Raw genomic sequence first — 13,526 nt, forward strand, 5'->3', positions numbered from 1 at the left:
TATTTTATAAGATTTTATTAACCTTATATTTATAAGATAATAAATATTTTAAAAAAGTCAAGAATTTTTTTTATTTTAGAATTAATTTTTTTATTGTCATTGTAAGATATTGAAAATACCTAAATAATCTATTTTTAATAGAATTCATTATACTAAAAAACTAAATTTCTAAATTTAACTTTTCAAATGTGAATTGCTTCGGCTATAAATAGCCTCGCAATGACGGCAAAAAGTAGTATTGCAATGACGGTTTTTTTATGAAGTAAAAAAATATAAGTAAAGTCAAAAAATTAAAATTGATGGAGTCAAATTTTCGCTGCTTATTTAATCATTGACAAATTAAAAATATCATATAGCATATATTACGATTTTTTAATCTTATAAAAAACAAGCGGTATTTTATGAATAAAAAAGATTTAAGCGTTTTAATTATAAACGATTTATGCTCTTACGGAAAAGCTTCTTTAACGGTTAATATTCCCGTTTTGTCGGCTTTTGGAATAAAGGTTTCGCCTCTTATAAGCGTTTTACTTTCAAATCACACTGCTTTTGAAACTTTTTGCGCTTTTAATTTAACGGAAGAATTAGAAGCGATAGTAAAAGAATTAAAATTAAGAAAACCAAAATTTGACGCTTTTTATATAGGTTGGCTATCTTCAGGAAAACAACCCGAAATAGTTATCGATATAATAAAGCATTTTAATTTTAAAACCGTTCTTTTAGACCCAATACTTGGAGATTACGGAAAATTATATCCTTCAATGTCTGACGAACATGTAAAATCAATGAAGAGATTATTAAAATATTCCACGATAGCGACTCCAAATATAACGGAACTTGCAGTTTTATTAGATAAAGACCCGTCAAAAAAATATAATGAAAAAGAAATTGAAAAAATGGCTAAAAAATTATCTAAAATTGGACCTAAAACCGTAATAGTTACAAGCGTTGAAAAAGAAAATAAATTAGGTTGTTTATGTTTTGGTGAAAATAAAATTATAACGAAATATTATAATAAAATTGATATAAGCATGCCAGGAACGGGAGACGCTTTTGGCTCTTCGTTATTAGGATATATATTAAACGGAAACTCTATAGAAAAGGCATTAAATAAAGCTACGAAATTTGTTTATTCTTCGGTAAAGGCTTCGGTTGAAGAAAAAGACGATAGATTATTTGGAATCGCTATAGAAAAAAGACTTAATTTACTTTAATAATTTACTTCAACAATTTATTTAAAATATTTTGAATTTCTATTTCAATATTTTTCTTTGCATCTTTATCTTTTCCCCAAATCGCTTTATCTGACGCCGTTTTATAAGATACTAAAGAATTATTTAATAAATTTTCTATATTATTTTCTAAAAGACTTTCCGCTCTGTTTTTGTATATTTTGCCTAATAATTCGTATCCGCTATAATCGTTTGGAAGTAAAGAAATATAATTTAAAACATAATCGTAAGCCAATTTATAATTTCTCATATAATCTAAATATATAATAGCCGCTCTATAATTAGCCGCCGCATGATTTTTATTATTTTTAATAACATATTCGTAATAATCTAAAGCTTCTTTTGTATTTCCCATTTTCTCGTTAATGATACCAAGCTGATAGCGATAATCTAAATTTAAATTATCATTTAAAATAGCATACTGAATAGAATTCATCGCTTCTCTATAATTATTAATTTTAACATATAATTTAGACAATGCATAAAAATCTCTCGCTTTTCTTTTTTGATTAAAATTAATTGAAGATATATTATAATTATCAATTTTAATAACGCTCTCGATTCTGTTTAATAAATCGACTCCGATATATTTTGAAGCTCGTCCATAAGCGTTAGCCGAATAATTATACAATCTGCTTTTATTATATATTCTTCCCAAAAGCGAATCTCTCGCTCCGTTTATATCTATATATTTGAAAATATTATTTATTATATCATAGCCTTCAATATTATATTCGTAAACCAAAGCTTCTGCTAATTTTATCATATTTTCTATATATGCGGGCGAAATATTTAAAATCTCTTTTCTTATATCCGAAAGTTTAACATAAGCGTCTATATTATTATAATTGCCAACGGAGTTTAAATAAATATCAACATAAACTTGATTCTTTATTGCTATAGCGTCATAATTATCTTTATTTCTTCTTATTGCAAGATTTGAAACGGATTTTGCTTTATCAAACTGTCTATTATCATACAAAAAAGTCGCGTAATATCCGTAAACTATAGACTCAATTTTTTTAATATAATCGATATCATAATTTTTAATTTTAAGCTGTTCAATATAAGCTAAAGCTTCGTCATATTTATTATTTTTTATAAAATCGTATATTTTGTCGGTTATTAATAGAGTATTTGAATTTAAATCTTCTTCCCAAAATATAGTGGATTGTATATAAGCCATATCTTTATCTTTTTGAGTTTGAGCGTAATTATTATTAGATATTCTTATTTTGAGTAAATCTCTTAAAAGAACTACATTATTTATACTTATAGAATTTGCATCAAATAATTCTTTTAAAATATTTATAGCTTTATCTATAGAACCCAATTTATAATAAGAATTTGCAATATAGCCTATTCTTAATTGCTCTTCGTATCCTTTAAACTTATAACCTGAAAGAAGTTCCATAATATCGACATAATAACCGTTTTCGTTTAAGGACTCTGCTTTATCTAAAATAATATTAAATCCTATCAATTCCAAAATTTCATCTGCCGTAGATTTGTAAGAGTTAATTTGTCTTAATAATTCTCTCGCTTTATAATATTCTTTTTTGCTTATTAAATATTTAGAATATTCTATTTTATTTTCGTCTGAAATATTATATATATCGATTATCTGCGAAATAATTTTATTCGGATAATAATAATATCCCGAATTATAAAGCATATTTGCAAGAGTTTCGTATAATCTCGGTTTATTATAAGAATATTCTAAACCTTTTTCTAAAATTTTAATGGCGTTTCTTTCGTTATTTTCGTATAAATAAATTTGCGCCAAAATGGCGTAGGCTTCGTCAAAAGTTTTATTTTCGTATATAAATCTGTTTAACATATTTTTTGAAAGTTGATAATTTCCAATTCTAAAATGAGTTTTTGCCAAAGCTAAATTTATTTCGGGAAAATCTTTTGAATAAGCGGATAAATTATTTAAAATATTTGTAGCCTTTTCAAATTCTCTGTTTTCAAGATTATAATTCCAATTATATAATTCGCTTTGAACTATAACATTTGAAATTTTTGAATTTAATCTTTGCATATCGGTTTGATTATTTCCATAACTTGAATAAGATTTATAAGCGTTGCTATAATTATTTAAAGAATCAGCATATTGATTTTGCAAAAGATTAATATCTGCAAAACCTTCAAATCCGTATCCGCTTCCGACTTTCAAACAATAAGCAAAATAACTGTTTGCGCTTTTTATATCGTTATATTTTAAAGAAGTTTTTCCCGCTAAAAATAACCAATAAGTTTCATTATAAATTTTATAAGCGATAAGATAGGTTTTTATAGTAGATTCATAATCGTTTATAGAATCGAAAAATCCGCCGACAATTTCGTAAATTTCTTTATCGTTAAAATACATTGTCAATAATTTATTAAAATCGAGAGTAGAATAATAAATATCGCCCGTTTTATAATATGCTAAACCTCTTATATAATAAAGCATATAATAATCTCTATAAATCGGCTCAAGTTCATTGCATAAAGCTATCGCCTCAAAGAATTTGAAATTATCTATCAATCTTTTTGCATCGTTTAATTTATTGTTTAATTCCAATTTTGAACTGTCGTCTAATTTATTAATAAAATCGTTTGTTTTAACGAATACGCTTCCTATTTCAATATTTATGTTTCTATCGTTTACTTTTGAATAATAATGTAAAATATCGTTGGAATATGCCGAAATATATGTTATAAGAATTATAAAAAGTATTTTTGTTAGTTTCATAGTAATACGCTCTATTATTATTTATAATCGGAATTTAGAATTATAATTTTTAATTAAACATTTATAATTATCAAATCATAATCATTAATTTATTAGGACGGCATAAAAAAGAAAGCGAAGCAATCTACTTTAATAAAGTTTAAAAAAGGCAGGGGCTTACCCTTTAGGATAAACCCCTTACCAACAGAAATATCATATGTTTAAGTCTTTAGTATATCTCTATATTTATTATCCTTTATTCTCTTTTCCAACCTTGTTGACTAGAATGGTCTTCTAAATGCCAAAGATAAGGGTCAACGGAAACAAACTTAAAGTTAACATATCCTGGGTCCCAAGATAGATTTCTTATTCCCTTAATTGGAGTAGATTCCCTATATATTGTTTTAACATTATCGCCATAAATAAAGGTAACTCCGAATTCAGTATCATTATCAAATCTATAGCCCGTATTTAGAATTAAAACTTCTAAATTGCCACTGGTCGCTCCCATATCTCTATCGCCCATAAAGATATTTAATTGGTCAAAATTATTAGCCGTAATTTCATCTTTACTTAATACGGTTTGATATACTCCGCCTATTCCCCAGTTTTGTCCGTCTGGTTTTACGCCTCCAATATAGTTACTATAATTTACTATTATACCCATTACAAATCTTCTTACCAAAAGCGAACCTTTGCCTTGTCTGTAATATACAATATTAAAGTTTTTATCGAAAAAGTAATAACTTCCCGTTAGAGGTTCTTTTTGATTATTATTTGCATCTCTTATAATAAATCTTTTTCCATCGTTATCTTTTCCGCCTTCAATTTGTTTCTTCCAAACTTCGCTAACGGTATTGGTATCTTGCCAACTAACTCTAATTCTGTTTTCTGCTGGAACTTCCGATTTGTCTGCCCAATTAACGAAAGGAGCATATATTGTGTAATATGTGTCTTCTGGGAAAGTAGGTTTTGTAGTTGTTCCGCCTGTTCCCGTTCCTCCGCCGCTAGTAGTTCCATCACCAGAACCTGTTCCGCCGCCTGTTCCCGTTCCTCCGCCGCTAGTAGTTCCATCACCAGAACCTGTTCCGCCGCCTGTTCCATCTCCTGTGCCTCCGCCAGCGCTTCCGCCTGAAGAAGAAAATGATGTCGGTTCAGTTGCAGCGCCTCCGCAAGAAGTTAATCCTGCGATACTAAAAACGGCTATTAACATTATAATAGCCACTCGCCATACTATGGCGTATCTTGATTTTGTGGACATAAAAAACTCCTCTGCCAAGTTGTCCTACCTGACATATTAAATTTGTTTTGCAAGATTTATTTATCTTACATACATAAGATATAAAAAAAAAAAAAAAAGTCAAGTATTTTTTTAGTTTTTTATTAAATTTTATTTTATATTTACATAAAATATTACTTTATATAATATTAATTTATTTATTTTTCATATTGTCTTTTTACTATTAATTAAAAATACAAGATTATTTTTTAAGCTATTTAATTTTTATAAATATCAATTTCGATAATTATATTAAAGCTTATAAAAATATTTTTTCTGGCGATAGAGATAAAATAAGAGAGGATAGCGTTATTTTTGCTTTGGATTTGGTTTTGGAGTTTATAAAAAATTAATAATTTGGAGTTTTTATTAATTTTCTATTTTTTTTAAAAAATATAAAAATTTATTTGGCTTTTTATAAAAAATATGCTATAATATTATTATGTTAATTTAAAATTTTAAGGAGAAATAAAATGCATAAAAAATTAATATTAGTAATTATTTTAGTTTTATCTTTAATTGCCTGTTTGAGAAAATCTAACAATGTAGAAAAGAATATAAATAATCCAAATAATAATAATAATATAAAAAAATTAGAACAAAATTCTAAAATTATTATTAATAATATTCAAAATACAAGAATTGAAGAAGAAATTTTAAATATAAATAGAACAATTATAGAAAATTTAGAAAAACCTCAAATAGAATCGCCAGATAAAACCGAAAAACTAAAAGAAATCGTAGAAACAGAATATATAACGGAAAATGAAAATAAAAATTCCAAATTTGATAAATTTGACAAAATAGAAAATAATGAAAATGATATAGAAAATTATAATAATAAGAATAATGGTAACAAAAATAATAAAAACTTAATGGATGCGATAGCAAATAACGATATTGAAGAACTAAATTCTATATTAATTCAAAGCAATACGGATATTAATGAGAAATTTAAAGTGACGATAAATGATGATGAATATGAAATCACGCCGTTAAGTTTTGCTTTATACAATGAAAATTACGATTCGACTAAACTTTTAATAGAAAACGGAGCGGATATTGATATAATAGCCAACGAATATAAAGATAACGCTTTAACATATTCCACTATAGAATCAAATTTTGACATTGTTGAGCTATTAGTTGAAAATGGAGCGAATATTAACGCTAAAGATAGTTTAAAACTATGAGCGGATATAGACGAAGGATACGGAGAAACGGCATTGATGATTGCATCGGAAAACGGTAATTTGGAATTGGTTCAATATTTTGTGGAAAACGAAGCAAATATTAACGCCGAAGACGATAACGGTTGGACGGCTTTAATGAAGGCTTTGGCGAATAAACATTTTGAAATTGCATCGTTTTTATTGGACAACGGCGCTAATGTAAAAAATTAAAGTTTATAAATTGTTAAGTCGAAATTCATTGTTTTTTGTCATCAAAAAAAATAAGAATTTAAATTATCATTTTCCATTATATAAATAATTAAATAATTTTTAATTTTCTAAAATAAAAATAATAAAGCGATTTTTAATTATTACGAAAATAAAAAAGAATAATTATATTTTTCGCTTATTTTAATTAATATAAAAAAGCGTAAGGAGATAAAAATGAGAGTTACAGAACAAGCCCAATTTAATAGAACAGTTAGCACGATAAAAAGAAATTATACCGAGTTGGAAGCTTCCCAAACAAGATTGTCTACTGGACAAAGAGTTCAGTATCCTCATCAAAATGTTACTTCTACAATTAATTCTATTTATTATAGAACGAGAATGTCATCTTTAGACAGATATCAAAATAATATAATCGAAGGAAAAGAAAGATTAAATATAGCTCATGATTCTATGGGTTCTATAACTCAAGCTTTAGCGAGAGCGAGAGATTTAGCGGTTCAAGGAGCGAATAGCACTTATTCCGCAGAAGATAGAAATAAAATGGCAATGGAAATAGAAGAAATGCTTGAAAGAGTTTACGATATTTCAAAAACTCAAAGCAAGGGAGAATTTATATTTTCAGGAACGAGCATAAAAACCGAACCGTTTAGAGCTTTTTACTCTCATGACGAAAAGGCTGGACGCTCTATAATAAAATCCGTTATGTATGAAGGAGATGCAAATAAACAAAATAGAGAAGTTGAAAATGGACAATATATAAATGTAGGAACGCCAGGAAATTATATATTCTGGGGAACTAATATGGAAATAATGTCGACTATGGACGCTTCTGCTTATATCGCGTCTGAAAATCAAGATATTATGATAGACGATATGACGATTAGCATAAAACAAGGCGATAATATTGAGGCTATAGTTCAAAGAATAAACGATGCCAATGGAGATGTTAGAGCGAGCATAGGAGATTTAAGAGGAGGCGCTAAAGTAATACAATTAAGAACTTCGACTCCTCATAAAATACTTTTGCAAGATTTGGCTGGCGGAACTGTTTTGCAAGATATAGGTTTGGTTAGAGCGGGAGCTGGCAATACTTATGAAAATAATTACGAGCCAAGCGCTTTAGTAACGGGAAAATCAATATTTGAAACTTTAATTTATTTAAGAGACGCTATGCTTAATGACGATGTTAGAGCGATTGGAAGCGAGGCTTTAGGTTATATCGATAGCGCCATTGATAATGTGACAACGGTTCAGGCTAACGCTTCTTCAAAAGTGACAAGATTGGATATGGGATTTACAAATTTTGAAGACCAAAAACTAGCGATACAGGAAGCTTTGGCAAAAAATGAAAATATAGATTATTCCGAAGAGATTGTAAACTTTAATATGTGGCAATACGCTCATACCGCTTCTTTGCAAACTGCGGGAAGATTATTAGGCAGAACTCTTATGGATTATTTAAGACAATAAATATTTATAATCGTTATTTGCTTTATTCATTATTTATTTAAAGGAATATAATTTATGCCTGAAATAGAATCTAGAATATTGGGTAAAATTGAAGTTGCGGATAATTCGCTTTATCACCTTAACGGAAGCATTTTGGCTTTTGAAGATTACGATGAATTTTATCTTGTCAATATGGACGGCGAGGGAACTTTTAAGATTCTTCAATCTAAAGACGATAAAAATATTTGCTTTATACTTATAGACCCTTTTTTAGTTTTTAAAGATTATCAGCCCGATATTCATGACGAAGATATAAAATCATTGAGTATAGAAAACGAATCGGATATATATTTGCTTACTATCGTGAGCATTCCAAACGGAGATTTAAAATCTATGACGGCAAATCTTATAGCGCCAATAGTTTTTAATATCAAGAATCATAAGGCAAAACAATGCGCCGCTTTAGGCGACAAATATAATACTAGACATTTTATATTGTCTGAAGATGACTGCAAATATGATAATGAAGGAAAAAATTAAATATGCTTGTGCTTTCGAGGAAAATTAATCAAAGTATAGTCATCGGAGACAATATAGAAATAATGCTTGTCGATATAAGAGGCGACCAAATTAAACTTGGAATAAACGCTCCGAAAAGCGTTAAAATTTTTAGAAAAGAAGTTTACGAAGAAGTAAAAAGCGAAAATTTAGAAGCCTCAAAATCAACTATAGAAGAATTAAATATTTTAAGTTCCTTCGTTAAAAATAAATTAGAAAAAGGAAAATAATTTTTTAATCGCTATTATTTGTTATTACAATTATTTCATTAGTTAAATCTTCATTTGATTTTGGATTTAATATAATTGTATCGTCTTTTTTATAACCTATAATAATCTCATTATTATTTAATAGCTTTAAATAAGTATCTTTAAATTTATTTACATGTCCTATATTATATTTTTTTATTATTATATCTTTACCATATTCGCTTAATAATTCATTAAATATATATAGCATATCTGGATTAAATGACGCATGAGCCATAAGCATGCCTATTAAGTTTCCGCTAACTATAAAATCTCTTAAGTCATCGGAGCGAATTAAATCTCTATTTTCTATAGAGTTTATTAACGATAATACGGGTATATGATGATTTTCTTCTTTTATAACTTGCCTTATTATTAACAGAGTATTTATCGCTTTTATATCCGTTTCGATATCTTCGGATATTAATATTATTTTTGTAATTTTTTCTTCGTTTAATTTTTTAGATATAAAATCAGATTTATAATCTACTTTATCATAATTTATTTGTATAATATTAGTTTCTTCTTCATTATTATAACTTTTAATAGTATCAATTAATTCATTGCTTTGTTTATCGTTGCAAATTAATAATATATTATTTTTATGAGATGTTTTTTCCGCTATATGTTTGCTTATATCAAGTTTTTTTTCATTTTCAGTATAATTTGTGTATAAAACAACTAATTTGTCATTTTCGATTATTTTGTAATTAGGATTAGGAATATATAATTCTTTATATTCGCTTTTTATTTTACAATCAGAATTTGTAATATCTGATTTTTTATCTTTAATAATCCCTAATAAAACTTTACTATCAATAGTATCCGATAAGTATTTTGAAGCTACATCTACAAATTTAGAATTACTATGATTATGTTTGTATTCTATTTTTATATCGGGACCTTCATAAGAAAAAAGTTCTTCATATACGCTACTTAATCCCGTATAAATTATGCTTTGCGCAATAAGTTTATATAATATTCCATATTTATAAACTATATGTATTATAAAATTTTCTTCTTCTATAGATTTTATTAATTCAATGCTATTTTTATTATTAACTAATACGCATATATTCATTGGATTTATATTTTCAGATTTCTTTTTGGCTTCGTTATATATCATTTTTAGCGATAATAATATTTTTATGGAATCGGCGTCATTATCGTTTATTACCGATATGCTACTAGCTTTTTCTATATTTAAAAGTTTGAGATTTTCTATAATATTTGGATTTCCTTGTCTTACTATTATATCCACTTTTCTTTTTTTATTTAAAAACGATATTCTCTTTTTTATAGAATCTGTGTCAGTTTTCGATAACAAAACTATTTTTTTAGCTCTTCCATTTATAAATTCTTCAATTATAGTTAAAGCTTCCTCTCCGTATCCTAATATTATAGAATGATTTTTTTCCATAATAAAAGCGTTTCCTCTGCTGAGATTACTTATCTTATCTTGCAATGAGTTATTAATCATAGCTATTAAAAGTCCCCAACCGCATACTCCTATAAATGTAACGCTTAAAAAAGTTACAACTATTCCTAAATTGGCTTCAACGGCGGATATATTTCCCGTATCTATAAATTGCATTAAACTATCCCAAAAACCTTTGGTTATTGGATAATCAAAAACTAATTTCATAAATATTGATACGACTGCAAGAATTATAACTATTACAAATACTAAAACTACTAATTGATGAGTTAAACCTTTGCTAAAAATTCTATCTATTCTATATTTAATATATCTTTTGAACACAAAATTCTCCTAACGATAAAATCTATATATTAATATTTATAATATATTAGATTTAAATATTTGTATATATTTTTTATAAATTATAAATATTATATAATAAATTTATTTAGCGGGAACATGAAATTTGCCTTTAGGATTTCTTAAGCATAATTCCGAAGTCAATTCTTTTATAGTATAATAAGAACTGCCGCAATATTTGCATGAATACATTTCTTTTTCATTGCCTTCGTAAGGAACATGATATTTTCCTTCCGTATTCTTTTCGCATAAAACTTTTGTAAGAGAGTTTATACTGCAATATTCTTCTCCGCAATATACACATTGATATTTAGATTTTTTATTTCCTTCGTAAGCGACATGATTTTTGCCTTCGGGATTATTTTGGCATAAACATTGCCATAATAAACTTTCGCTTGAAGAGGACTTCCCGCAATATTTACAATAATATTTTTCTTCTTCTGTGTTTGTAATTGTCATTTATTTCTCCTTGTTAAGATGTATTATAATATAATTATTTTTATTTTTATAAAAATTAATGTATTTATAAAAATGTAATATTATTTTTTTAATTAGAATTATTAATTTTATTTTTATAAATATATATTTGTTAGAGTATTCAAGTTTTTGCAATTGACTACTCCAAAATTTTTTGCAATAGAAATTTCTCCCACTGGCGACTGGCGACTGGCGACTGGCGACTGGCGACTGGCGACTGGCGATTTTACAATAACTAATCTATTAATCATATTAATATTATAATACAAATTAGAAAATAAGTCAAGTTTTTACAATAATAAAAAATATGTAATTTTTATTTTTTATTATTGATTTTTAAATTATATATAGTATCATTAATAAGAAGATTAATTTTTTTATTAAAGAGAGGATTATGTTTTTTTATATTAAAAGATTGATTTTATTTATTATTTTTATAAGTTTATTTTCAAGTTTATCGGCATTAGCTCAAGATAACAAATTGACTAAAGACGAAAGAGCGTTTTTAGATTATGCCAAAACGGGAAAAACTAAAAATATTGAGAAACTTTTGAAAAAAAATATAGATATAAATGTCACAGATACAAACGGCATGAAAAATACGGCTTTAATTTACGCTGCAGATTTGGGATTTAAAGACACTGTTAAAGTTCTTATAGATTCTGGAGCCGATGTAAATATAAGAAATGAAGTTGGAGAAACCGCTATAATGAAAAGCGTATTTGCAATAAATTTTGAAACTATAAACGGAAAAAATTATAATAATTATAACGAGATAATCGATATGATTATGAGTAAAAATGCAAATTTAGAATATATGAATTCTCAAAAACAAACGGCTTTAATGCTCGCTCCAAGTCAAATAAGAAATAAATTGATAAGAAAAATTAAAGAAGGCAATAAAAATGTAAAAAATTGTTTTGGAGATTATCCTTTAATTTATGCGGCTTCAAAAAACGATTCTTATTTAACAAGAGTATTGATAAACGAAAGAGTCGATATTAATCAACAGGACGAAAAAGGCGATACGGCTTTAATAGTAGCTTCTTTCTGGGGAAGATATCCAATAGCAAAAATTTTGATTGACGGAAAAGCTAAAGTAAATATTGCAAATAAAAAAGGCGACACTGCATTAAAAAACGCTCTTTATAATAAACATTATAATATAGCTGACGCTTTAATAAAAGCGAAAGCCGATTTACAAATAAAAATAAATAATGAAAATATTTTATTATATTTGTCTAAAAATGCATACGATTATGATTATAGCGGAAGTATAAGAAATATGATTAGTTCCGTAAATATTAACGAAAGAGATAAAAACGGCAATACGGCTTTAATTAATATTGCAATTGGAAAAGAAGATAAAAATAGATTAAAAAAAATAAGAGCGGTTATAAGCGGAAGAGCAAATGTAAATATTCAAAATAACGAAGGATATACGGCTTTAATGTGCATTGCTTCCGATGGAGATGAAGCGACAATAAGAGCGCTTATATCTGCAAAATCAGATTTGGATGTTGAAGATAGAGATGGAAATACGGCTTTAATATATGCCGCTCAAAATAATAATGTCGGCGGAGTAAAAGCTATGATAAGAGGAAAACCTAATTTAAATAAACAAAATAAAAACGGATATAACGCTTTAATGATAGCTTCTGAAAATGGAAATGAAGAATTGGTAAGAAGTTTAATATCTGCAAAAGCCGATTTGAATAGACAAGATAAAGACGGAAATACGGCGTTAATGTTAAGCGTTCTTAATAAAAAAAATAAAATAGTTAAAATTCTTATCGAGGCTGGAGCTAATATTAGTATAAAGAATAAAGAAAATAAAGATATATTATCCGTTATAAGAAAAGGATACGATTATTTAAATATTATTGAAATTGTCTGTCCTATCAATTCAAAAGAGCAGAATTTTATAGATTATGCCAAAGACGATATAAACGGAATAAAGAGCCTTTTAAATGATAAATCGGTAAATATAGACGCTCAAAATAAATTTGGAGATACGGCATTAATAAAAGCTTCGTTTAACGGACAAGACGATATAGTAAAAATATTATTAGACGCTAATGCAAGTTTGAATATGCAAGATAATTTCGGACACACGGCTTTAATAGACGCTTCAAGGCAAGGTTATGATAAAGTTGCAAAACAACTTATAGACGCTAAAGCTAATTTAAATATTCAAAATATTTACGGAAAAACCGCTTTAATACTTGCTTCGTTTTATAATCATTCTGATATTGTCAAATTATTAGTCAATGCGGGAGCAAATAGAAATATAAAAGATAATGACGGAAAAACGGCTTTAATGTATGCAAGAGAAAAAGGCTATAGCGATATAGTTAGTTTATTAAGATAAATTTATAAAT

11 protein-coding genes are annotated in these 13,526 nt (G+C 26.9%); 7 read left to right on the forward strand and 4 right to left on the reverse strand.

Translation table 11 applies throughout. The annotated features are described in order from the left end of the window. The first annotated feature begins 401 nt into the window (after nt 1–401). Entirely contained in the window at nt 402–1,214 is an 813-nt protein-coding gene (locus tag EPJ79_RS01705; RefSeq protein ID WP_147738207.1) for a pyridoxamine kinase, read from the forward strand. 4 nt (nt 1,215–1,218) lie between these two features. Here the strand turns inward: EPJ79_RS01705 and EPJ79_RS01710 are convergent, their stop codons facing one another. Both EPJ79_RS01710 and EPJ79_RS01715 read right to left on the reverse strand, forming a co-directional pair. Then, nucleotides 1,219–3,972, reverse strand: a complete 2,754-nt coding sequence (locus tag EPJ79_RS01710; protein ID WP_147738208.1) for a tetratricopeptide repeat protein — start codon at nt 3,970–3,972, stop codon at nt 1,219–1,221. Between the two features lie 235 nt (nt 3,973–4,207). Next, complete coding sequence (locus EPJ79_RS01715) at nt 4,208–5,212, reverse strand: hypothetical protein (protein WP_147738209.1); 1,005 nt, start codon at nt 5,210–5,212, stop codon at nt 4,208–4,210. Between the two features lie 491 nt (nt 5,213–5,703). Between EPJ79_RS01715 and EPJ79_RS11480 the strand changes: the two genes are divergently transcribed. The 5 genes from EPJ79_RS11480 to csrA all read left to right on the forward strand — a co-directional run bounded on the left by EPJ79_RS11480 (nt 5,704) and on the right by csrA (nt 8,870). Next, complete coding sequence (locus tag EPJ79_RS11480) at nt 5,704–6,423, forward strand: ankyrin repeat domain-containing protein (protein WP_158634341.1); 720 nt, start codon at nt 5,704–5,706, stop codon at nt 6,421–6,423. A gap of 6 nt (nt 6,424–6,429) precedes the next feature. Further along, on the forward strand, nt 6,430–6,633 hold the full coding sequence (locus tag EPJ79_RS01730; RefSeq protein WP_274596005.1) for an ankyrin repeat domain-containing protein: 204 nt from the start codon (nt 6,430–6,432) through the stop codon (nt 6,631–6,633). A 213-nt stretch (nt 6,634–6,846) separates the two neighbouring features. Continuing rightward, nucleotides 6,847–8,103: a flagellar hook-associated protein 3 gene (locus EPJ79_RS01735; protein WP_147738213.1), complete on the forward strand. Its 1,257-nt coding sequence runs from the start codon at nt 6,847–6,849 to the stop codon at nt 8,101–8,103. Between the two features lie 54 nt (nt 8,104–8,157). Continuing rightward, complete coding sequence (fliW, locus tag EPJ79_RS01740) at nt 8,158–8,622, forward strand: flagellar assembly protein FliW (protein ID WP_147525824.1); 465 nt, start codon at nt 8,158–8,160, stop codon at nt 8,620–8,622. A 2-nt stretch (nt 8,623–8,624) separates the two neighbouring features. Beyond that, a complete protein-coding gene (csrA, locus tag EPJ79_RS01745; protein WP_021958659.1) occupies nt 8,625–8,870 on the forward strand; it encodes a carbon storage regulator CsrA in 246 nt (81 codons plus the stop codon). A gap of 4 nt (nt 8,871–8,874) precedes the next feature. Here csrA and EPJ79_RS01750 read toward each other — a convergent pair whose 3' ends face one another. Beyond that, the gene (locus EPJ79_RS01750) at nt 8,875–10,650 is read right to left on the reverse strand and encodes a potassium channel family protein (protein ID WP_147738214.1); all 1,776 of its coding nucleotides are present in this window, start codon (nt 10,648–10,650) and stop codon (nt 8,875–8,877) included. Between the two features lie 102 nt (nt 10,651–10,752). Further along, complete coding sequence (locus tag EPJ79_RS01755; RefSeq protein ID WP_147738215.1) at nt 10,753–11,127, reverse strand: hypothetical protein; 375 nt, start codon at nt 11,125–11,127, stop codon at nt 10,753–10,755. A 412-nt stretch (nt 11,128–11,539) separates the two neighbouring features. On the opposite strand from EPJ79_RS01755, the gene EPJ79_RS01760 reads away from it, so the two are divergent. Then, nucleotides 11,540–13,516: an ankyrin repeat domain-containing protein gene (locus tag EPJ79_RS01760; protein WP_147738216.1), complete on the forward strand. Its 1,977-nt coding sequence runs from the start codon at nt 11,540–11,542 to the stop codon at nt 13,514–13,516. Nucleotides 13,517–13,526 lie beyond the last annotated feature (10 nt).

Origin of the sequence: Brachyspira aalborgi (assembly GCF_008016455.1) — a bacterium.
GTDB lineage: Bacteria > Spirochaetota > Brachyspiria > Brachyspirales > Brachyspiraceae > Brachyspira > Brachyspira aalborgi.

Coding starts and splice junctions, on each gene's coding strand:
- EPJ79_RS11480 (WP_158634341.1), top strand. CDS start 5,704: ATGCATAAAAAATTAATATTAGTAATTATTTTAGTTTTATCTTTAATT.
- EPJ79_RS01715 (WP_147738209.1), bottom strand. CDS start 5,212: ATGTCCACAAAATCAAGATACGCCATAGTATGGCGAGTGGCTATTATA.
- csrA (WP_021958659.1), top strand. CDS start 8,625: ATGCTTGTGCTTTCGAGGAAAATTAATCAAAGTATAGTCATCGGAGAC.
- EPJ79_RS01705 (WP_147738207.1), top strand. CDS start 402: ATGAATAAAAAAGATTTAAGCGTTTTAATTATAAACGATTTATGCTCT.
- EPJ79_RS01760 (WP_147738216.1), top strand. CDS start 11,540: ATGTTTTTTTATATTAAAAGATTGATTTTATTTATTATTTTTATAAGT.
- EPJ79_RS01755 (WP_147738215.1), bottom strand. CDS start 11,127: ATGACAATTACAAACACAGAAGAAGAAAAATATTATTGTAAATATTGC.
- EPJ79_RS01735 (WP_147738213.1), top strand. CDS start 6,847: ATGAGAGTTACAGAACAAGCCCAATTTAATAGAACAGTTAGCACGATA.
- EPJ79_RS01710 (WP_147738208.1), bottom strand. CDS start 3,972: ATGAAACTAACAAAAATACTTTTTATAATTCTTATAACATATATTTCG.
- fliW (WP_147525824.1), top strand. CDS start 8,158: ATGCCTGAAATAGAATCTAGAATATTGGGTAAAATTGAAGTTGCGGAT.